Genomic DNA, 21,055 nt, shown 5'->3' with positions numbered 1-21,055 from the left:
CCGGCCAACCGTTGTTTTTTCTTCTCCCCCCGCGGGGGGCGGGGGTTGGCCGGGCCCGCTTGGGGGGGGGGTTGGGCGCGCCCGCCGCTTGCTCCTTCGTCGCGTACGCGGCGGCCGCGCAAACGCGAGCCGGGCCGCGAACGACGGATGCTCGGTCTCGCTTCGCTCGAAAGTCGTGGTCAGGGTGCGCTGGGCGCGTAGGTGCCGGAGCGCGGACCGGGTGTGGGCGAGTGGGGCGGCCGGGTGTCGGATCGGTCGGCACGGTGTGGTTCGACGTGGTTTTGACGGTCGTTCTGCTCGGCACGGGCGGTGATCGGCGGATGCTCGGTTCAGGACGGTATTTGTTCGGCCGCGACTTCGAGCCGTGTGTCCGCGGCCTTCGTGCGGGTGACGGCCGCTGGCGACTTCGAGGCGGTCACCTGGGCGGGAGCCGGGCCGCGAACGACGGATGCTCGGTCTCGCTGCGCTCGAAGGTCGTGGTCGAGGTGCGCCGGGGCGCTGATAAGTATCCGGACCTCGGTGTGTAGTGCTGGGCGCATGTCGATTGGTGCTGGTGATGCGTCGTGGATGTGTTGGCTGGTCGATGTGTGCGTTCGTGGTTGTTCGGGTCGCTCCGCCGCAGGCGGATGCCGGGCTTCGTTCTGCCCGGACCTTCGTGGTTCGGTGCACGCGCCTCCGAGCGATCGGCGGTCACCGCAGGCCTGTGGCTTGGAGGTACCGGCGTCTCGGCTCGAACTGGTTCGGTGCACGGAGCGGATTCGGTGAGTGGCTGACGGGTGTGCGGGCGCCGCTGGCTGGGTTGATGTCGGTGTCCTTATATATCTGGGCTGCCGCGGCGGACTTGGCTGCGATAACCGTTGGCGCGGCTCGGTAAGCTGCTCATTCGTGGTTGCGCCGAAGTCCAAGGACGCTGTGCTGGATAGACGTACCCGATTGCTGGCCGCCGCGGCGGTGACGCTCGGGGGGCTGTCGGATGTGCTGACGCCGCTGGGCGAGATGTTCGCGGCCCGGGGGCACGAGTTGTACCTGGTGGGTGGCAGCGTGCGGGACGCGGTGCTCGGCAGGCTGGGGACCGACCTGGATTTCACCACCGACGCGCGGCCGGACGCGGTGCAGGACATCTTGCGCGGATGGGCGGACCATCTGTGGGACACCGGGGGCCTGGCGTTCGGCACGGTCAGCGCGGCCAAGGACCGGCAGCAACTGGAGATCACCACGTTCCGCGCCGACAGCTATGACCGGGTGTCCCGCAACCCGGAGGTGACCTTCGGCGACTCGCTCGAGGAAGACCTGGTCCGCCGCGACTTCACGGTGAACGCGATGGCGGTGCGGATCGGCGCGGACGGCGCGCTGGAGTTCGTCGATCCGCTCGACGGCATGACCGCGCTGCTCGACGGCGTGCTGGACACGCCTGCCGCGCCGGAGGATTCGTTCAACGATGATCCGTTGCGGATGCTGCGCGCCGCGCGGTTCGTCTCCCAGCTGGGGTTCGAGCCGCATCCCCGCGTCCGTGCGGCGATCACCGAGATGGCCGACCAGATCGACCGCATCACCGCCGAGCGGGTGCGGGTGGAGCTGGACAAGCTGATCGGCGGGGCGCATCCGATCGACGGCATCAACGTCATGTGTGAGACCGGGCTGGCGCAGCGGGTGCTTCCCGAGGTGCCCGCGATGAAGCTGGAGATCGACGAGCACCACCAGCACAAGGACGTCTACTGGCATTCGCTCACCGTGCTCGAACAGGCCATCGATCAGGAGGAGGGCGACCCCGACCTGGTGCTGCGCTGGGCCGCGCTGCTGCACGACATCGGCAAGCCCGACACCAAGCGCAACGAGCCGGGCGGTGGCGTCAGCTTCCACCACCACGAGGTGGTCGGCGCGAAGATGGTGCGCAAACGGATGCGCGCGCTGAAGTACCCGAAGCAATTCACCGAGGACGTCGCCCGGCTGGTCTTCCTGCACCTGCGCTTCCACGGTTACGGCAAGGGCCAGTGGACCGACTCCGCGGTCCGTCGCTACGTCACCGACGCCGCCGAGCTGCTCCCCCGCCTGCACAAGTTGGTCCGGGCCGACTGCACCACTCGCAACAAGCGCAGGGCCGCCGCGCTGCGCGCCACCTACGACGAACTGGAAACGCGGATCGAGCGGTTGCGGGAGCAGGAGGATCTGGCCAAGGTCCGCCCGGACCTGGATGGCAACGCGATCATGGAGCTGCTCGGCCTGCCCCCGGGCCCCGAGGTGGGCCGGGCCTGGCGCCATCTGAAGGAACTGCGCTTGGACCACGGCCCGCTCAGCCGGGACGAAGCCGAGGCGGCGCTGCTCGAATGGTGGAAGACGCAGGCCTGAGCAGGTCAGAAGACGATCAGGGTGGTGCCGGCCAGGATCGCCGAGCGCATCTGGGCGAGGTCGAAGGACCCGGCGATTTCCGGCAGTTCGACGCGGAAGCGGATCAGGTCGCCTTCCCGTTGGGCGCGTACGATCCGCGCGTTCTCGGGCAGGTGCTCCAGCGGCAGAACGGGGACGTCGATCATGCGGCGCGGAACGCGGAAGCCGAGCCAGGTCACTCGCCGTACCGCGATGTCCAGGCGGTTGTCCGTGACCGACGCGTCCACCAGGGCGGTGACCAGTCGTCTGCGGTGCCTTGCTCGGATCAGCCCGCCGGAGTGCACGTCCAAGTCCCAGTCCAGCGGCTGGGTGTTGAGCCATCCGACCAGCGCCGCCGTGGTGACGGTGCCGATGAGGTCGAGCCGGGCGGTGCGCACCTTCGTCGGCACGCCCGGAATCAGGCGGACGCCGTGCGCGATCACCGTCACGGACTCGATCGGGTGATCGTCCCAGCGCAGCCGCGACAGCACGGTCTTGGTCTGGAAGTGCGCGCCGCGACGGCGCACCTTCAGCACTTGCAAGGTGGCGTGCAGGTTGTGACCGAGCAGGGTCGCGCTGACCTCCTGTCCGCCGAACCGGCTCAGGATGCCCTCGCTGAGCATGGTCATCAGCACGTCCGGCAGCAGCGCTGTGACGGTGCCCGCGCCGAGGTCGGCGACCGGATCCATCCAGGCCGTGCTGAGCGTGACCCACTGCTCCAGCCAGGACTGATCGAACAGGCGCTTTCCGAGATCGACGGCCCGAAGCGGCGACCAGGACTTCGGATCGAAATACGTGGCCATGATTGGATCGAGCGTACTTGGCCCGGGGCCCCGGACTCGTGCGCTGTGACCCAGGTCGCGCGGATCGGCCGTCCTTGCCTGGGTGAACGCTCGAGCACGAGAATCGAAAGGCCGGTCACACACCGCTGGGAGGACGCACATGGCGCTGGATCTGAACAGTGATCTCGGCGAGGGCTTCGGGCCGTGGACGATGGGCGACGACGCCGCCATGCTCGACATCGTCACCAGCGCGAACATCGCCTGCGGATTCCACGCGGGTGACCCCGCGATCATGCGCAGGACCTGTGGGCTCGCGGTGGAGAAGGGAGTGCGGATCGGCGCCCATGTGGGTTATCGCGATCTGGCCGGTTTCGGTCGGCGCGAGATCGCCGTCGCGCCCGGTGAGCTGCGCGACGAGGTGCTGTATCAGATCGGCGGCCTCGACGCTTTCGCGAAGGCCGCAGGAGACCGGGTGCGCTACGTGAAACCGCATGGGGCCCTCTATCACTCGGCCGCGCGCGATCGGAAGCTGGCCGATGCGGTGCTGGCCGCGATGGCGGAGTACGACCCGCGGCTGGCCCTGCTCGGCCCCGCCGGAACGCAGTTGGAGTCGGCCGCGGAGGCTGCCGGGGTGCGCTTCGTCGGAGAAGGATTCGCCGACCGCGCGTACACCCCCGATGGCTCGCTGGCACCGCGCGGCACGCCGGGGGCGGTATTGGGGCCGCAGGACGCGGTGGCTCAAGCGATCTCGATCGCCAAGTCGGGAGCCACGCGCACTGCCGATGGATCCGGCGAGGTCGCGGTGCACGCCGCGAGTATCTGCGTGCACGGCGATTCGCCCGCGGCGGTGGAGATGGCCCGGCACATCCGCACCGCGCTGGACGAAGTCGGGGTGCCGGTGGAGTCGTTCGGCTGAGGCCGCGAGATGAAGACGACGGGCGCGGTGACGCACGCGCAGCGGAAAGCGGCCGAGGAAGCGATCCGGTCGGCGGGTGATCGGGCGTTGCTGATCACTCCCCCTCGGCGAGACACGGTGGTGGAGCTCGTCACCGCGCTGCGGGAGCGTCCGATACCCGGCGTGCAGGACTTCCTTCCGGCCGCGGAAACCGTACTTCTGACGCTCGATTCACCGCGCGCCGCGGAAGCGGTGCACCGGTCGCTGACCACGCTCTTGGTCACCTTGAACGCCGAGCGGTCGGCCGCTGTTTCCCGTGGAACATCGGCAGACAAAGCTCTCCGCGTCGAACCAGTGTCGATTCCGGTGCGCTACGACGGCGCCGACCTCGACGACGTGGCCAGGATGCTGGACGTCACGACCGCGGAAGTGATCGCCGCGCACACCGGGACGGTGTGGCGGTGTGCATTCGTCGGATTCGCGCCGGGCTTCGGCTACCTGGAATCGCCTGACGGACGGTTGTCCGTCGCGCGCAGAGCGCAGGCGCGTACATCGATTCCGGCGGGCGCCGTCGCCCTTGCCGGTGGATACAGTGCGGTGTATCCGCGGAGCACGCCCGGGGGGTGGCAGCTGATCGGGACCACCGACCTCAGGATGTGGGATGTCGAGCGCGACCCGCCCGCGTTGATCCGCGCGGGCGCCACGGTTCGATTCCTCGACGCGAGGGACGGCGGATGATCGTCGTCGAAGCGGTCGGTCCGCTGGCGACCATCCAGGATCTCGGGCGGCCGGGCTGGTTCGATTCCGGTGTCGGGCCCGCGGGGGCGGCGGATCGCGGGTCGCTGCGACTGGCCAATCGGTTGGTCGGCAACCCGGAGGGGCATGCGGCGATCGAAGTGCTGCTCGGTGGCCTCGCGCTGCACGCCGAGGAGCACGTCATGCTGGCGGTGACGGGTGCTCCGGCCCCCGCTACCGTCGACGGCAGGCCCGTTGGTCACGCGAGCGTGCTGGAACTCGAACCGGGACAGGCGCTGCGGCTGGGCTACGCGTCGGTCGGGCTCCGCAGCTATGTCGCGGTGCGCGGCGGCATCGACGTGCCGGAGACGCTCGGTTCCCGTAGCCGCGACACCATGTCTGGTTTGGGGCCGGAACCGCTGCGGAAAGGTGATCGCCTCCCGGTCGGATCTTCTCCGCACACGATCCCGGTCGTGGACTTCGCCCCTGTCGCCGAGTTACCCGCGGACGTCGTCACCGTGCGCGCCGTGCTCGGTCCGCGCGACGATTGGTTCGCCGACGCCACGGCCTTGTTCGCGGGCGAGTGGGAGATCTCCCCCGACACCGACCGGATCGGCGCCCGATTGGAACGTCGCACCGGCCCGGCGCTGACCAGGAAGGTCACCCGCGAACTGCCGACCGAAGGCATGGCGCTCGGCTCGATCCAGGTGCCGCCGAGCGGACAACCGGTCGTCTTCCTGGCCGATCACCCGGTCACCGGCGGATATCCGGTGGTCGCGGTGGTCGTCGACGCCGACGTCGACGCCATCGCGCAGACGCGGCCCGGTCAACCCGTGCGGTTCGTGCGGGCGGGCTGACCCCGGTTCGCTCCCGGCTGGAGCCGGGCGTGCATCAGGTACACGTTGTAGCTGTCCCACGCCGAGAGCATGAAGTACAGGTCCTCCCCGGTCGACCACGGATGGATGAACCCGCCGTAGGACTTCGGGTAGTCGGCGGTGGACACCAGCGGGATCGCGTCCGTCCACGCACCCTGCGGGCTCGCCGCGGTACGCAGCACGATCGCGCCCCGGGCCGAATCCAGGTACACCATCTGCCACTGCTCGGTCTTCCGGTCGTAGCGCACCGAGAGCTCGCTGGCGATGCCGAGCACCAACGGGGTGGCCTCGTTCTCGGCGGCAGGCGCCCAGGTGCCGCCCACCCAATACTGATACGCGGACTTGTTCAGCACCTGGTGCTTCGGCACACGCGCCAGCGCGATCGTGCCGATGCGTCCGTTGGGTGTGCCGAACATGTAGACGTAATCGCCCTGCGGCACCATCGCCGCGACCTGGAACTTGCCGAGCCCGAACAGGTTCTCCCACTTGGCGTGCTGGTCTTTCTTCCAGGTGCGCCCGCGGTCGTCGGAATAGGCGAGGCCGCCGTAGTTGGTCCACCACAGACCCGGTATGCGGCTCCATCTGTTCACCGACATGTAGCTGAGATACTGCCGATTCCCGATGGCGAACCCGGAGGTCGGGATGGTGGTGGTCTCCCAGTTCTTGATCTTGCGGCTGCCCAGGATCTCAGCGGCGTGGCAGCGGCTGTCCTGCGCGAAGGAGTCCAGCGTCAGGCCGTCGGACAGATCGCGGTCGGTGCTGAAACCGATGACGTTGCTGCGCCAGTCCTGGTCGTCGTTGCCCGCGCCGCCGACACCCCAGCCTTTGCCGAAGGTGTCGCCGAAAACCACGGCGATCTCGCCGGGCGTCGTCTCCCACATGAGGCCGAGATCGGTGCCGTCGACCTGCCAGCGCATGTCGGTGCGGTTCTCCGAGCCGTGTCCGGTCACCTGGCCGACCAGCTGGACCGACTCGACCGTCGGCGCGGCCACCGGCGCCGCGAGCGGGCCGGGTTCGGCCGGATGTACGACCTGTGGCGGAGCTGGCTGTGGCTCCTCACCGGGCCCTCCGGGAACCGGGACCGGTATCGGCTCGGTCTCCGGCTTGAATTCGATGCGCGGCAGTTTGACCGGCGACCCGGAACCGGAGGAAGAACCGGAGTCATCGTTCGAACCGGAGCCGGAACCGCTGCCCGAACCGGATCCGGATGACGAGCCGGAGGAGCCGGGTTTCTCGTCGGTGCCCGTCTCGGGCGTCGGGCTGGGATCGGGATCGGGCTCGGGATGTGCGGGGTAGTCCCTGATGTCCGGGCACGGGTTTTCACACGGATTCTCCGGCAGCGGATCCGGGACGATCCGTGTGTTGTCGTGCGGTGGGTCGGGCACGGGGACCGGAGTGAGTTCCGGGATCGGGACGGGAATGTCGATCTGCGGCGGCAGCGGTGGCGGCGGAGGCTGCGCGGGATCGGGTTCGCGGTTGAGCGGGTCGAAACCGACTTCACCGCAACTGTTGACCGGCGGCGGCGCCCACGGAAACGGTGCGGCCTGCGCGGTGGGCGTCGGTACGGTGAGGACGCCGGCGAGCAGTGCGCCGAACAAGGCGGGTACACAAGGCGATTTGCTTCCGGATGCGCGCATCAGGTCGGCCCGGCCGCGCTCGTCAGGCGATCGGATGTCCGGTGGCGGACCGAGCCTCCCACGCGCTCAGCAGTTCTCGTACCGCATCGGGGTCGTGCACCGGAGAACCCATGTCGTGTTGTCTCCTGTCGGTCGGTTGCTGACGAGCCAACTTACCGGAACAACCGCTGGGAACGGGGACGGCGAATCGAAAAAGACCCGCGCAATGGAACCGGCGCCGGGCCGCGTGCGTCCAAGGACATATGAACGAGATCGAGTACGTGTTCGGCACCGGTGACGGAGTCGTGCACGTCTGGACGAGCGAGGCCGACCTGGAACTCGGCGACACGGGCGCGGCCGACGCGGTGCGGCTGGACTTCGACGGAGACGGCATCGCCGATGACGCGCTGTGGGATTCGGCTGGTTCGGGCCGCGCCGATATCGCCGCGCTGGATCTGGACGACGACGGCGTGCTCGACCATTTCTTCACCGATCCCACCGGCCTCGGCACGTGGAACCATCAGATCACCGGCCTACCCGGCGATACGGCGAGCGAGCCGCTGGACTGGAGCGTGCGCACGGACACGGAGGCGCCGGATCGTCTGCTCGGCGAAGCACGACTATCGGATTCGCGGCGGGATGCCGATCGTTCGGAGGACGACGCGTTGCCCGAGCACCTCGCACACCTGAACCGCGACCGGCGCGACCCGGGCGACGATCCGCTGCTCAGCTGACCGCGCGGCGGCGCGTGTTCAGCGCGATGGCCACGATCCCCGCGGCGTAGATGGCGGCGCCGGCCAGCACCACGATCGCCGATCGGCCGTCGTTCGGAATGATCAGGGCCGCGATCACGATCGCCAGCACGAACGCGACATTGAACACCGTGTCCTGCAACGCGAACACCTGGCCGCGGCGGGCGTCGTCGATGTCTATCTGCATGGTCGCGTCACCGGTCAGCTTGATCGTCTGCCCGGCGAGTCCCAGCAGGAACGCACCGATCAAGAGGAGTTCGTGCGCACGCTCCACCGCGGCGCCCGAGTCGGCGAACGCGATCGGCGTGACCAGCGTGAGTTGCACCAGCATCGCGGTGATCAGACCGGCCACCACGGTGCGCGCGCGGCCCAGCCGCGGAATGAGCAGCGGCGCGACGACGGCGGCTACCAGCATGCCCGCCGCGGTGGCGGCGATCGTGACGCCGAAACCGACCAGGCCACCACTGAGCCCGGAGCCGTCCACCGGGGTCTGGCGCAGCACCAGCACCATGATCAGCGTATTCATGCCGAAGACGATCCGATGGGTGCCGATGCCCAGCATCGCCGTCGTGACCGCTTTCGATTCCCACACCGCCGTGGCCCCGGTACGCAGACCGGTAGCGATCGCGTGCACGGTGTTGTCGCCCTTCGCCGCGCCGGGCGCCGGGCCGAGCACGCGCGGCCGGAACCCCGCCGCCAGCGCCGCGCCCAGCAGCGACCCGATACCGCTGATCGCCACCGCGACCGCCGAGGCGAAGTCTCCCGCCCCGATCAGTCCGATCACACCCACCGCGACGGCCGCACCGGCACCAGCGCACCCGGAGGCCACTGTGGCCAGCACCGAGTTCATCGGCACCAGCCACGCCTGCGGCAGTACGCGCGGCAGCGCGGCCGAGACGCCCGCGAGCACGAATCGGCTGACGCCCACCACCGCCAAAGCCAGCAACAGCAGCGGCGTCTCGCCGGCCCCGGCCAGCAGCCCTGCGCTGACCAGCGCGATCAGCACCGCGCGCAGCACGTTGGCGACCAGCAGCACGGTGCGCCGGTCCCAGCGATCCAGCAGTGCGCCCGCGTACGGCCCGATCAGCGAATATGGCAGCAGCAGCACCGCGAAGCCCGCCGCGATGGCCAGCGGATCGGTCTGCCGTTCGGGGTTGAACAGAATCGCGCCGGACAGGGCCGCCTGGAACATCCCGTCGCCGAATTGCCCTGCGAAACGCACCACGGCCAGCCGCGACACGCCCGGGCTCTGCCGAAGTGTTGCGCGCAGTCCACCCGGCCGTTGCTCTGCGGGAGTGAGGCCTTCGGCGTGACCAGTCGACACGTTCGCGAGCGTACTGTGTTCGCCGACCACGCCGCACCACGCGCGTCGGCGCCGACAGCGTCTCAGACCCGGTCGACCAGCGTGCTCACCGTCGCGCGCATGTCCGGCGCCATCGGCAGCTCGTCGAGCGTGCCCGCGTCGATCCAGGCGAACGCGTCGTGCTCGCCCGGCGCGAGGGCGACATCGCCGGGTTCCGCCTCCACGACGAAGCTGTATTTCCGCACTTTCGACTTGGTACGGGTGGCGTAATCGAATCCACCGAGGAAGTCGAGGACCGCGCGCATCCGCAGCCCTGTTTCCTCCAGCAATTCTCGTTCGACGCACTCGGCGAATGTCTCGCCGGTTTCGACGCCACCGCCGGGCAGTTCGTACATACCGCCGTGATAGTCGTCGGCGACGCGGCGCACCACCAGAAGCCTGCCTTCGCGGAACACGGCGACGCCGACCACGAAATGCGCGATGCCATCCCGGTGTGCTTCGCTGCGGAGTTGCTGTTCGATCAGGGCGAGGTCATCGGGGTCCAGCACGTCGCTACCTCCGGTTGTCGTTGTGACGCTTGGCAATCGGGGCCGGGCCGGGATATCCGACGAGGTGGCCCGACGTTTCGACGTACCGGTTGGTTCTGCTCGCCTGCCGTTCACCTTCCGGTCGCTCGCGTAAAATGCCGAGTGCGGCACAATTTACTAGGAATGCGGAGTACCGCGGCGGAAGTGCTCCTACCCTGAATGGCGATCGGTGCACGGTCCCGAGAGGAGGACCATGATGTCCACACTCACGACACCACACATCGATGTCCACCGTGGCGGCGACCGCATGAAGACGCGGGTCTCCTGGCTGGATTCGAAGCATTCGTTCTCCTTCGGGGAACATTACGATCCCGACAACACCCACCACGGCTTGCTGCTGGTCAACAACGAGGACATCGTGTCCCCCGGGCTGGGATTCGACACCCACCCGCATCGGGACATGGAGATCGTCACCTGGGTGCTCGGTGGCAGCCTGGTGCATCAGGATTCCCTCGGCCACAGCGGTGTCATCTACCCGGGCCTGGCCCAGCGCATGAGCGCGGGCACCGGCATCCTGCATTCGGAGAAGAACGACTCGTGGCGTCTGGACGGCCGCATTCCCGAACACGAGCAGCCGGTGCATTTCGTGCAGATGTGGGTGGTGCCCGACGAGCCCGGGCTGACCCCGGGCTACGAGCAGCTCGAAATCGACGACGAACTCGCGGGAGGTGGTCTGGTCACGGTCGCCTCGGGCCTGCCCCGCTACCGCGATCGCACCGCGATCGCCATCAACAGCAGCCATTCGGCGCTGCACGTGGCGCGCATGACGAGCGCGGAGCCGGGCGCCGAGCAAGTGATCGACCTACCCGATGCGCCATACCTGCACTTGTTCGTAGCGCGCGGGGAGGTGGACATGGAGGGGGTCGGCCCGTTGTATAAGGGGGACGCGGTGCGTTTGACCAGGTCAGGTGGCCAACGCGTGGTGGCGCGGCAGCCGTCGGAAGTTCTGATCTGGGAGATGCACGCGCGGCTCGGCGCCCAGTAGCCGGTTCGCATTAACATCCGTCCTCGGGAAGCGCGATCAGTAGGCGACCGCCGCGCACCCCGGACCACCTCGTCCGGACCGAGCATCGCGAGGCACCGACGGAGAGGAAGTCCATGTCGCAATATCCGCCCCCGCCGCCCGGTCAGTACCCGCCGCCGGGGCAATACCCACAGCCGCCGGGCGGCCAGTATCCGGGCCGGCCCGACTACTGGCAGGAATCGCCGAAGGGCCGCGGCCTGGCGATCACCGCGCTGGTGCTCGGCATCCTCGCATTGCTGTTCTTCTGGACGATCATCGGCGGCTATCTGTGCGGCATCTTCGCGGTCATCCTGGGCATCGTCGCGGTGTTCAAGGCCCGCGCGGGCACCGCGGGGGGTATGGGCATGGCGATCACCGGCATCGTCCTCGGCGCGCTCGGCATCGTCGGCGCAGTGCTGCTCACCGTCGTGGGTTACAACTTCTTCATCAACTCGGGCGGCAAGGACTTCGTGGACTGCGTGAACAAAGCGAACAACGATCAGTCCAAGATCGAGCAGTGCGAGCGCGAGTGGAATCAGAAGCTGCAGGACAAGTACAGCGTCACCCTCACTCCGCCATCCGCGCCGACGCCCCGGTAGCCGAGGCGCACGCCCGGGTCGTGGCGATCACCTCGGCGAAGTCGCGGCGAAAGTCGCCGTCCGGCGCCACGACCCAGGTTCGGTAGCCGCCGTGCTCGTCGGCGGGCGACGGCAGAACGATGTGGCTGCCCGGCAGTGCGATCGACGCGCAGATCCGGAAGAGGTCGGCGAACAGCCCGGTGTCCAGATACGAGTTGTCGGTGGGGCCGGTCAGGAAGGTCCAGCGGCACGCGCGTGGATGCGCGATGACCGGGCCGGGCCGAGGTTCGGGACCGGCGGCGAGCCGCTCGAGCACCCGGCGGCCGAACTCCGCGGGCATCACGACCGCTCCGACCGAGCCGACTTCCAGCATGATGCGACCAAGGATCGGGTCCACGAGTCCGTACAGCCCGTGGTCGCCGCGATAGCGACGGCAGCGAGCGAACGCGTCCTGGATCGACGGGAAATCCGTGGACGCGAGATGCCTGCCCGATTCGATGCGCGATGTACCCATGACGAACAACCTCGCCTCGCAGTGGTGGGACGCGTGCTCGGAAGAATCGATCGCTGTCTCGACCCTAGTCGCGGGCAAGATGCTTGACAATAGTCACCGCCCCGCGCGTCCGAGTCGGCGTAGCATCCCGACACATGGCACCCGTCTCGCCTACCGTTGCCCGCTGGGAGCTGGTGCTGCGGCTGCGTGAACTGCGGGAACAGCGTGGGTTCGACTCCGCGGGTTTCGCCAGACAGGTGGGCTTCACCCCGGCCAACTGGTCGCACGTGGAGAAGGGCAGGCGGGTACTGACCACCAAGACCATCGGTCCGGTGCTCGAACTGCTCGACGTGGAAGCCGAGGAGCGCGTGGAATTGCTGGCCCTGCTGGAGGCCAGCAAGCAGCGTGGCTGGTGGGCGAAGTCCTCGGCATTGATCGGACCCGAGCTGCAACGGCTGTACGGCATGGAATCCGGCGCCCAGAGCATCCGCAGCTACGACAGCCTCGTCGTGCCGGGTCTGTTGCAGACCGAGGACTACGCTCGCGCGCTGATCAGCGCCGACGTGATGATCCGGCCGGTCCAGGTCGAACAGCTGGTGGCGATCCGGATGCGGCGCCAAGAGCGGCTGCGCGGCGCGGACCCGGTGGAACTCACCGCCGTCTTCGGCGAGGGCACGCTGCTACAGCAGACCGGAGGTCCGGACGTGCTGCGCGGGCAGTTGGACTATCTGGCCGACCTGATCGAGGAACTCGACACCGTCGAGGTGCGCGTGATCCCGTTCGCGGCCACCGCCGGCGCGGTGCTCGGCGGATCCAGTTTCCACCTCATCGACTTCGCGGGCGAACAGCTGCCGACCTTCGGCTGGGTGGAGAGCGCGGTGTTCGGCGGGGCCGTCGAGGACCCGGATCTGGTCCGCGATCTACGCTTCGCCTACCTGCGCGCGGTGGACCAATCCTTGTCGAGAGTGGAGTCATTGGCCCTGATCAGGCGCTATTCCCGCGTGTAAAATCCTGCCCATGGCCATCACCGCACGGCCGGTACGCACCGGCTGGTTCACATCGACCAGATCGAACAATGGCAACCAATGCGTCGAGGTCCGGTTCGATGGTGATGCGGTGCTCATCCGTGACAGCAAATATCGCCGCGACCCGGCAAACCGCCATGCCGAAGAGCCCGTCATCACCGTCACCGCAGCCGAATGGACCGCGTTCCTCGACGCGGTACGCATCCGCGGGCGATCGGATGGCGAATTGAGCGCGCACCCCGCCGCCGACGGCCACACCACACTGCGCCACGGCGAAGTCACCCTCACCTACACAACGGAGGAGTGGGACGCCTTCCTGCTGGGCGCGCACGACGGCGAATTCGATCGTGTCGTCTTGCCCGCCTGACTTCCCATAGGACTCGCACGCTCCGCGCGTTCCCTACATCGACGTGGGCGAACAGACCAGGAAAGACGGTTCGAGGTCGTCGCGCACGGCCGACGCACGCGCTTGTCGGCATACTGGACACCGTGACTTCCGAACTGACCCGTCCTTCCGGTATCGATCTGTCCTACCTCGACGAGGACGTGCGGGTGCAGGACGACTTGTTCGCGCACGTCAACGGCAAATGGCTGGCAGACCACCAGATCCCCGCCGACCGGGCCGTGGACGGCGCCTTCCGCGCGCTGTACGACCAGGCGGAGCTGGACGTGCAGGCAATCATCCAGAATGCCGCGGCGAGCGACGCCGAACCGGGCAGCGAGACCCGCAAGATCGGTGACCTCTACTCCAGCTTCATGGACACCGACGCGGTGGCCGCCGCCGGGCTCGCGCCGATCGCCGCCGAACTCGCCGCGATCGCGGAGGTCGGCGACAAGGGTACTTTCGCTTCGCTGCTCGGCCGGTTGCAGCGCACCGGCGTCGGGGGCGCCGTCGCCGTTTTCGTCGACACCGACGACAAGGACTCCAACCGCTATCTGGCGCACGCCACCCAGTCCGGCATCGGCCTGCCCGACGAGTCGTACTACCGGCAGGACGAGTTCGCCGAGATCCGCGCGAAGTACATCGCGCACATCGACCGCATGTTCGCCCTGGCCGCCGCCGACCCGCAGGTCGCCGGACTGCTCCCGGAAGAACTCGACACCGTCGGCGCACGGGTCTTCGAGCTGGAGCGGAAACTGGCCGCCGGGCACTGGGATGTGGTGCGCCGCAGGGACGCCGAACTCAGGTACAACCTGACCACCTTCGACGCGCTGGCCGCGGACAACCCCGAGTTCGACTGGTCCGCGTGGACGGCCGCGCTGGCCGAGGGCGTCGACGCGGCAGGAGCCGAGCTGTTCGCCGAGGTGGTGGTCCGCCAGCCGGACTACCTGCGCGCGTTCGCGCGGCTGTGGGCCGACGAGCCGCTCGCCGACTGGCAGGCGTGGGCGGCTTGGCGGGTGCTCCGCGCGCGGGCGCCGTATTTGACCGACGCGGTGGTCGAGGAGAACTTCGACTTCTACGGCCGCACGCTCACCGGCGCGGAGGAGAACCGGGAGCGCTGGAAGCGCGGCGTCGGGCTGGTGCAAGACCTGCTCGGCGAGGCGGTCGGCAAGATCTATGTGGCCGAACATTTCCCGCCGCAGGCCAAGGCCCGCATGGTCGAGCTGGTGGCCAATCTGCGGGAGGCCTACCGCCGCAATATCGCCGAGCTGGAGTGGATGGGCCAGGGCACCCGGATCGCCGCGCTGGCGAAGCTGGAGAAGTTCACCCCGAAGATCGGCTATCCGGACAAGTGGCGGGACTACTCGGGCGTGGTGATCGATCCGGCCGATCTGGTCGGCAACTACCGCAGGGGCTACGCGGCCGAACACGATCGGGATCTGAACAAGCTCGGCGGTCCGGTCGACCGCGACGAATGGTTCATGACCCCGCAGACGGTGAACGCCTACTACAACCCGGGCATGAACGAGATCGTCTTCCCGGCCGCCATCCTCCAGCCGCCGTTCTTCGACATGAATGCCGACGACGCGGCCAACTACGGCGGCATCGGCGCGGTGATCGGTCACGAGATCGGGCACGGCTTCGACGACCAAGGCGCGAAGTACGACGGCGACGGCAACATGGTGGATTGGTGGACCGACGAGGACCGGGCCGAATTCGGTGAGCGGACGCGAGCGCTGATCGAGCAGTACGACGTGCTCTCCCCCAAGGACCTGCCGGACGAGCACACGGTGAACGGGCAGTTCACCATCGGCGAGAACATCGGCGACCTCGGCGGTCTGTCCATCGCGCTGCAGGCGTACAAGATCTCGCTGGGCGATGCCGCGGCGCCGGAGATCGACGGGCTCACCGGCCTGCAACGGGTGTTCTACGGGTGGGCGCAGGTGTGGCGCACGAAAGCACGGACGGAGGAGGCGATCCGCCGCCTCGCCACCGACCCGCACTCGCCGGCGGAGTTCCGCTGCAATGCGGTGGTGCGCAATATCGACAGCTTCCATGAGGCGTTCGATGTCAAACCCGGCGACGCGCTGTACCTGGAACCCGCTGAGCGCGTGAAAATCTGGTAGTTCCTCGAGCCGAGGCGGTCCGACTGGACCGTCTCGGCCGCGCGAGTGGTCAGCGCAGGCGGTCCTCCGTCCCCGCGTCGAAGAAGAAGACGTCCTCCGGTCTGGGCCGAAGATACAACCGGTCACCGAGCCGCACCTGGAAGCGGCGGTCGACGCGCGCGACGACCTTCCCGGAGCGGCTGTTCCAGTCCTCGGCGATGCCGTGGCTGTAGACGAACGACTCCGCGCCGAGTTCTTCCAGCAGTTCGGCGTCCACCGCCAGGCCGTCGGCGGGCTCCGCGGTGACCTCCCAGGACTCGGGCCGTACCCCGACTACCACCCGGGCGCGAGATCTCGCGGCGGGCGGCAGCGGTATTCGTAGGTCGCCGAGCACCGCCGCGCCGTCGCGCACCGGCGCTTCCAGCAGGTTCATGCCCGGTGAGCCGATGAATCCCGCCACGAAGGTATTCACCGGATCGTCGTAGAGCACGCGCGGCGCGGCGATCTGCTGCAACTTGCCTTCGCGCAGCACCGCCACCCGATCACCCATGGTCATCGCCTCTACTTGGTCGTGGGTGACGTACACCGTGGTGGTGCCGAGTCGTTTCTGCAAGGCCGCGATCTGCGAGCGCGTGCTCACCCGCAGTTTCGCGTCCAGGTTCGACAGCGGCTCGTCCATGCAGAACACCTGGGGACGCCGAACGATGGCCCGCCCCATGGCGACGCGCTGCCGCTGCCCGCCGGACAGCCGGGCGGGCTTGCGGTCGAGCAGGTGCTCGAGCTCGAGCATCTTCGCCGCCTCGCGGACGCGCACCAGCGTGTCGGCCTTGTTCACGCCCGCGTTGCGCAGGGCGAAGCCCATGTTCTGCGCGACGGTCATATTGGGATACAGCGCGTAGCTCTGGAACACCATCGCCACGTCCCGTGCCCGCGGCGGCAATCCGGTGACGTCCTTGCCGCCGATCAGGATGCGCCCTTGGGCAACGGATTCCAGGCCCGCGAGCATGCGCAGACTGGTCGACTTGCCGCATCCCGACGGACCGACGAGCACGACGAACTCACCGTCGGCGATGTCGAGTTCGAGCTGGTCGACGGCAGGCGTCTGCGCGCCGGGATACCGGTGCGTGACGCCTTCGAACTGCACGGTGGCCATGCTTGTCGGTCTCCTCGGGGCGAGCGCTACTTCGGCAGCTTCGGCGTGATCTGCCGATCGATGATCGCTTGCAGCTGACTGGTGACGTTCGCGAACGTGGCGGCCACGTCGGCGTTCTGCAGACCGATCTGCTCCAAGCCGGTGCCGATGATCTGGTCGCCGCCCGGTACGAACACCCGGGCGTAGTCCTGCGACTTGGTCAACGGCAGCTGATCGATCGCGACTTTCGAGTTGGGGTTCTTCGCGAGGAAGTCCTGCTCGCTCTGGTCGTTCACGGCCGACTTGCGCACCGGCATGTAGCCCGTGCCCTGCGAGAAGTACGCGGTGTTCTGCGCGTTGGTGACGAACTCGATGAACTTCAGCGCGTTCACCTTTCGCTCGTCGGAGATGCGCGCCGGAATCGCCAGGCCCGCACCGCCGGTGGTGACGCCGGGTCCGTTCGGATGCGGGAGGAAGGCGGTGCCGAAAGTCAGCTTGCCCTCGGCGTTCTTCTGGATGCCGCGCAGGTCGCCGGTCGAGGCGATGGTGGAGGCGATCACTCCGGTGCCGAAGTCCACCGCGATCTGCGGCTTGATGCCCGCGTACCTCTTGGCGTTGATCATGGTGCGCAGGAACGTGCCCGCCGCGATGGTGCCGGGGTCGTTGAACTTCAGCGTCCACTTGTCCGAGTACGCGCCGCCGAAGGTCCAGTTCGGGCCCTGAAAGGTCCAGGCGAGATAGTTCTTGGCGTCACCCCAGCCGTGCGCGAGCTTGCCCTCGCCGACGACCTCCTGCAGCTTCGGGCCCCACTCGTCGAACTCCTGCCAGCTCTGCGGGCCGCGGTCGGGCAGGCCGGCCCGGTTCCATACGTCCTTGTTGTAGTAGAACAGCGGGGTCGAGCGGGCGTAGGGCAGTGCGTAGTGCTTGCCGTTGAACTGGTAGTCGGCGACCAGGGAGTCGACGTAGTCGTCCAGCCGCACGCCCGCGTCGGCGAAGTGGCCGTCGAGCGGTTCGATGGTGCCGTTCAGCGCGTAGTTGAACCACCAGACGTCGGAGAGCACCACGATGTCCGGCAGATCCCCGCCCGACAGCGCCGCGTTGAACTTCTGCGACACCTCTTCGTAGTTCTTGCCCGCGTCGACCAGGTTCACCGTCAGGTCGGGGTACTTCTCGTGGAAGCGACGGATGAGTTCGGTCTCGAGCTCCTTCGAAGTGCCCGGGTGGTTGGACCAGAAGGTGAGCGTCTTGGCGTCGCCGGACTGTTTGCCGCCGCCTCCGGTGCCCGCGCACGCGGTCAGCGCCGCTCCCGCCGTGAGCGCGCCGGTCAGTCCGAGGAATCCGCGCCGGGTCAGCGCCGGGAACTGTGCAGTGGACACGTGGTTTCTCCTTGATCGGTTAACCCTTGACCGCACCGGAGGTGAGGCCTTTGATCATGTGGCGTTGCAGCACCAGGAAGACCACGAGGATCGGCAGCATGGTCAGCAGAGTTCCCGCCATGACCGGTCCCCAATTGGTGACGCTCGGGTTCTCGGTGTTCTGCAACAAGGTCAGGCCGACCGGCAAGGTGGCGACCGTCGTGTCGTCGGCCATCAGGAAGGGCCAGAGGTATTCATTCCATTCGTTGACCAGCGTCACGACCGCGAAGGCGACCATGGTCGGCCCGGACATCGGCAGCACCACCCTGGTGAGCAACCGCCACCAGTTCGCGCCGTCCATCCGCGCCGCCTCGATCACTTCCGAGGGCAGCGAGAGGAAGTGATTGCGCATGAGGAAGGTGCCGAAGGCGACGCCGCAGAGCGGAACGATGATGCCCTGGAAAGTGTTCCGCCAGCCGAGCTGAGCGATCAGCGCGTAGTTGGAGATCACCGTGATCTGGTTGGGCACCATCAGCGCCGCGATGATCACCAGGAATACCACCGTCTTGCCCGGAAAACGCAGGAACACCAAGCCGTACGCGCTGAATACGCCGAGCACGAACTTCACCGCGGAGACGACGCCGGTGACGATCAGCGAATTGCGCAGGAAGGTCCAGAACGGCAGCGTCGTGGTGGCCTCCCGGTAGTTCTCCGGGTGCCAGCTGTGCGGCCAGTACACGGCGGGCTGCACGTAGATGTCGGGCCTCGCCTTGAACGAGGTGATGAAGATCCAGAACAGCGGGACGCCGACGATGATCAGCACGCATGCCATCGCCGCGTAGCCGAGTAGAGTCACCGCCCGCTGCCTGCGCCGATAGGAAAGCGTCTGCACGCCCACGTCTTTCACTGCTGTCCCCGATCCATGACCCGCACCTGAACCAGCGTCACCACGAGCAGCACCAGGAACATGACGGTGGCCACGGTCGCGCCGTAGCCGGCCCGGAAATTGCGAAAGGACTCCTGGTAGACCTGGTAGACCATGGTCGTCGTGCCGGTGCCGAGCGGGCCGCCGCGGGTCATCACGTTGATGATGTCGAAGACCTGCAACGAATTCAGCAGCACCGTGATGGACAGGAAGAAGGTGGTCGGCCGCAACTGCGGCAGCAAGACCTTGGTGAACGTCGTCCAGGAGCTCGCGCCGTCGATCTGCGCGGCTTCCATCAGATCGGTCCGGATGCCTTGCAGCGCCGCCAGATAGATGACGAAGGTATAGCCGAGGTTCTTCCAGATGTAGGTCACCGTCACCATGAACAGCGCCCACCGCGGATTCTGGTAGAAGTCCGGCACGTCGTGCACGCCGAGCCGATGCAGTGCGTCCTGGATCAGGCCGAAGCTCGGATCGAAGATGAACTGGAAAGCTACGCCGATGGCGGCGCCGGAGATGACGAACGGCGCGAAGATCGCCGAGCGGACCACGTTGCGGCCGAACAGCTTCCGATCCAGCAGCAGCGCCAGCGCCAGTCCGAGCACCATGCTGCCCGCCACCGCCGCGAGGGTGAACACCACGGTGTTGGTGACGATGTCCCAGGAATCCGGCCTGCTCCACCATTCGCGGTAGTTGTCGAAACCGACGAATGTGGCGACCGGATCGGAGATGTTCCAGTCGAACAGCGACAGCCGGATGTTGTCGATCAGCGGCCGGTAGACGAACAGCGCCAGGAGCGCGAGATTCGGCAGCACCAAGACCAGGAACAGGGCGTAGTCCCGCCAAGGACGGTGGCGCAGACCGCGTCCCGGTGGCTGCGGCAGTACTCGCTCCGGCCTGGTACGCACGGCGGTGACTCTACGGACCGGAGCAAACAGCCGGTTACGATCGCCCGCCGTCGCGCTGAACTTCTCGCGCACGGGCCAAGTAGAGCAAAAGCCGAACACTACGATCGGCTACTTCGAGCAATTGATCGTAATGTTCGGCTTCGCGCCGCTGCGGGTTACCGCAACTTAGTTCCAGTCCCCCAGGCCGTCACTTGCGCTGAGCGTGCCGCCCTGGGTGTTCTGCACGATCACCGGGTCGCCGCGGCGCGCGTTCTCGAAGAACCACTTGGCGTCCTCGGTGCTGACGTTCAGGCAGCCGTGGCTGGCGTTGGAGACGCCCTGCTGGGCGACCGACCACGGCGCGGCGTGCACGAAGATGCCGCTGTTGGAGATGCGGGTCGCGTACTCGACCTCGAGCTTGTAGCCCTCGGGGTCGGTGACCGGAACGCCGTAGGTCGACGAGTCCATGGTCATCTTGCGCAGCTGCTCGCCGACGATGTAGGTGCCGTTCGGCGTCTCGTGCTTGGGCTTGCCCATCGAGGTGGGCATCTCCTTCACCACCTCGCCGTTGCGGGTGATGGTGATGGTGTGCGTCTCGTCGTCGGCGGTGGTCACGAAGGCGTCGCCGATGCGGAACGAGCTGGTGGTGCCGCCCGCCTGCACCTGCACGTCGGTGTTGTCCGGCCAGAACTCGTCCGGCCGCCAGCGCACCTGCTTGTCGCCGCGCCAGTAGAAGTGTCCCGGCGCTGACTTCGAGGCGGTGATCTTGATGGCCTTCTCGGCGGCGGCGTGATCGGCCACCGGTTCCTTGAAGGTGATGATGATCGGCTGCGCGACGCCGACGACCTCGCCGTCGGCGATGTTGATCGAGGGCGGAGCGAAGTTCGCCTGCGGCTCGGGCTCGGTGGCGGCGGCGGCCGAGCCGGTGCCGATCCCCGGAGGAAGCGGTTCGGCCTGAGCGGGCGCGACGAGCAGAACACCGGCTGCCGCGATCGCGGCCGACAGCAGGACGCCCTCGCGCATCCGGCGGGCTAGCCGCGCTCCCTTGCGGGGAGCAGGCGACGACCCGGTGTGCAAAGCGGCATGCATAGGTTTCTCGTCCATTCCATCTCTCGCGCGCACGCGAACGCGCGCGTAGCGAGATTTCTTCATTTCAGCGCGGAGCCAGAAGAGCGCCCCACTGGTATCGACGGCCCGACCCGTCGTCCATTCCTACCGTCCGGACGCGCGTCGTATCCACCCGCGTTTCAGATTGATGCAG

General features: G+C 67.7%; 20 protein-coding genes. 10 read left to right on the top strand and 10 right to left on the bottom strand.

From position 1 onward, the window contains the following. Positions 1-885: 885 nt before the first annotated feature. Complete coding sequence (locus ACL03I_RS22875; protein ID WP_379249615.1) at positions 886-2,346, top strand: CCA tRNA nucleotidyltransferase; 1,461 nt, start codon at positions 886-888, stop codon at positions 2,344-2,346. A gap of 5 nt (positions 2,347-2,351) precedes the next feature. Here the strand turns inward: ACL03I_RS22875 and ACL03I_RS22870 are convergent, their stop codons facing one another. Then, positions 2,352-3,167, bottom strand: coding sequence for a hypothetical protein (locus ACL03I_RS22870; RefSeq protein WP_364434333.1), 816 nt, complete (start codon positions 3,165-3,167; stop codon positions 2,352-2,354). 139 nt (positions 3,168-3,306) lie between these two features. Between ACL03I_RS22870 and ACL03I_RS22865 the strand changes: the two genes are divergently transcribed. Genes ACL03I_RS22865 through ACL03I_RS22855 form a run of 3 tightly spaced genes read left to right on the top strand, consistent with a single transcriptional unit; the run spans position 3,307 to position 5,633 of the window. After that, entirely contained in the window at positions 3,307-4,062 is a 756-nt protein-coding gene (locus ACL03I_RS22865; protein WP_364434330.1) for a LamB/YcsF family protein, read from the top strand. A gap of 9 nt (positions 4,063-4,071) precedes the next feature. Continuing rightward, positions 4,072-4,779, top strand: a complete 708-nt coding sequence (locus ACL03I_RS22860) for a 5-oxoprolinase subunit B family protein (RefSeq protein WP_355078840.1) — start codon at positions 4,072-4,074, stop codon at positions 4,777-4,779. Next, positions 4,776-5,633, top strand: coding sequence for a 5-oxoprolinase subunit C family protein (locus tag ACL03I_RS22855; protein WP_355078841.1), 858 nt, complete (start codon positions 4,776-4,778; stop codon positions 5,631-5,633). Before ACL03I_RS22860 ends, ACL03I_RS22855 begins: the two co-directional genes overlap by 4 nt. Here the strand turns inward: ACL03I_RS22855 and ACL03I_RS22850 are convergent. Beyond that, the gene (locus tag ACL03I_RS22850; RefSeq protein WP_412806912.1) at positions 5,603-7,288 is read right to left on the bottom strand and encodes a DUF4185 domain-containing protein; all 1,686 of its coding nucleotides are present in this window, start codon (positions 7,286-7,288) and stop codon (positions 5,603-5,605) included. The two genes, ACL03I_RS22855 and ACL03I_RS22850, sit on opposite strands and share 31 nt — an antisense overlap. A 242-nt stretch (positions 7,289-7,530) precedes the next feature. Between ACL03I_RS22850 and ACL03I_RS22845 the strand changes: the two genes are divergently transcribed. Continuing rightward, positions 7,531-8,001, top strand: a complete 471-nt coding sequence (locus ACL03I_RS22845) for a hypothetical protein (RefSeq protein WP_355078843.1) — start codon at positions 7,531-7,533, stop codon at positions 7,999-8,001. Here the strand turns inward: ACL03I_RS22845 and ACL03I_RS22840 are convergent. Together ACL03I_RS22840 and ACL03I_RS22835 are read right to left on the bottom strand one after the other, a co-directional pair. Further along, on the bottom strand, positions 7,994-9,343 hold the full coding sequence (locus ACL03I_RS22840; protein ID WP_379249605.1) for an MFS transporter: 1,350 nt from the start codon (positions 9,341-9,343) through the stop codon (positions 7,994-7,996). The genes ACL03I_RS22845 and ACL03I_RS22840 overlap by 8 nt on opposite strands. A 62-nt stretch (positions 9,344-9,405) precedes the next feature. After that, entirely contained in the window at positions 9,406-9,870 is a 465-nt protein-coding gene (locus ACL03I_RS22835) for an NUDIX domain-containing protein (protein ID WP_355078844.1), read from the bottom strand. A gap of 235 nt (positions 9,871-10,105) precedes the next feature. Between ACL03I_RS22835 and ACL03I_RS22830 the strand changes: the two genes are divergently transcribed. Next, positions 10,106-10,894, top strand: coding sequence for a pirin family protein (locus ACL03I_RS22830; RefSeq protein ID WP_412806918.1), 789 nt, complete (start codon positions 10,106-10,108; stop codon positions 10,892-10,894). 113 nt (positions 10,895-11,007) lie between these two features. Further along, positions 11,008-11,511 carry a DUF4190 domain-containing protein gene (locus tag ACL03I_RS22825; protein WP_355078845.1) on the top strand — a complete coding sequence of 168 codons (504 nt, stop codon included), beginning with the start codon at positions 11,008-11,010 and terminating at the stop codon, positions 11,509-11,511. Here the strand turns inward: ACL03I_RS22825 and ACL03I_RS22820 are convergent. After that, positions 11,480-12,004: a hypothetical protein gene (locus ACL03I_RS22820; protein WP_355078846.1), complete on the bottom strand. Its 525-nt coding sequence runs from the start codon at positions 12,002-12,004 to the stop codon at positions 11,480-11,482. The genes ACL03I_RS22825 and ACL03I_RS22820 overlap by 32 nt on opposite strands. Positions 12,005-12,138: 134 nt before the next feature. Here ACL03I_RS22820 and ACL03I_RS22815 point away from each other — a divergent pair, with 134 nt between their 5' ends. From ACL03I_RS22815 to ACL03I_RS22805, 3 genes are all read left to right on the top strand, one after another. Next, a complete protein-coding gene (locus ACL03I_RS22815; protein WP_355078847.1) occupies positions 12,139-12,990 on the top strand; it encodes a Scr1 family TA system antitoxin-like transcriptional regulator in 852 nt (283 codons plus the stop codon). Positions 12,991-13,000: 10 nt separating this feature from the next. Further along, positions 13,001-13,375 (top strand): DUF397 domain-containing protein, encoded by a 375-nt coding sequence (locus ACL03I_RS22810; RefSeq protein WP_412806911.1) that lies wholly within the window; start codon positions 13,001-13,003, stop codon positions 13,373-13,375. A gap of 122 nt (positions 13,376-13,497) precedes the next feature. Continuing rightward, entirely contained in the window at positions 13,498-15,516 is a 2,019-nt protein-coding gene (locus ACL03I_RS22805) for a M13 family metallopeptidase (protein ID WP_412806910.1), read from the top strand. Positions 15,517-15,565: 49 nt separating this feature from the next. Here the strand turns inward: ACL03I_RS22805 and ACL03I_RS22800 are convergent, their stop codons facing one another. The 5 genes from ACL03I_RS22800 to ACL03I_RS22780 all read right to left on the bottom strand — a co-directional run bounded on the left by ACL03I_RS22800 (position 15,566) and on the right by ACL03I_RS22780 (position 20,883). Then, positions 15,566-16,648: an ABC transporter ATP-binding protein gene (locus tag ACL03I_RS22800; RefSeq protein WP_355078850.1), complete on the bottom strand. Its 1,083-nt coding sequence runs from the start codon at positions 16,646-16,648 to the stop codon at positions 15,566-15,568. Positions 16,649-16,674: 26 nt separating this feature from the next. After that, the gene (locus ACL03I_RS22795) at positions 16,675-18,003 is read right to left on the bottom strand and encodes an ABC transporter substrate-binding protein (RefSeq protein WP_355078851.1); all 1,329 of its coding nucleotides are present in this window, start codon (positions 18,001-18,003) and stop codon (positions 16,675-16,677) included. Between the two features lie 19 nt (positions 18,004-18,022). Then, positions 18,023-18,814 carry a carbohydrate ABC transporter permease gene (locus ACL03I_RS22790; protein WP_355078969.1) on the bottom strand — a complete coding sequence of 264 codons (792 nt, stop codon included), beginning with the start codon at positions 18,812-18,814 and terminating at the stop codon, positions 18,023-18,025. A gap of 71 nt (positions 18,815-18,885) precedes the next feature. Continuing rightward, a complete protein-coding gene (locus ACL03I_RS22785; protein WP_356963207.1) occupies positions 18,886-19,815 on the bottom strand; it encodes a carbohydrate ABC transporter permease in 930 nt (309 codons plus the stop codon). Between the two features lie 165 nt (positions 19,816-19,980). Next, entirely contained in the window at positions 19,981-20,883 is a 903-nt protein-coding gene (locus ACL03I_RS22780) for a L,D-transpeptidase (protein ID WP_379249588.1), read from the bottom strand. Positions 20,884-21,055 lie beyond the last annotated feature (172 nt).

Origin of the sequence: Nocardia sichangensis (genome assembly GCF_047200615.1) — a bacterium.
Classification (GTDB): Bacteria; Actinomycetota; Actinomycetes; order Mycobacteriales; family Mycobacteriaceae; genus Nocardia; species Nocardia sichangensis.
The sequence above is the reverse complement of the archived record's forward strand: the minus strand, read 5'-3'. Positions and strand labels throughout refer to the sequence as shown.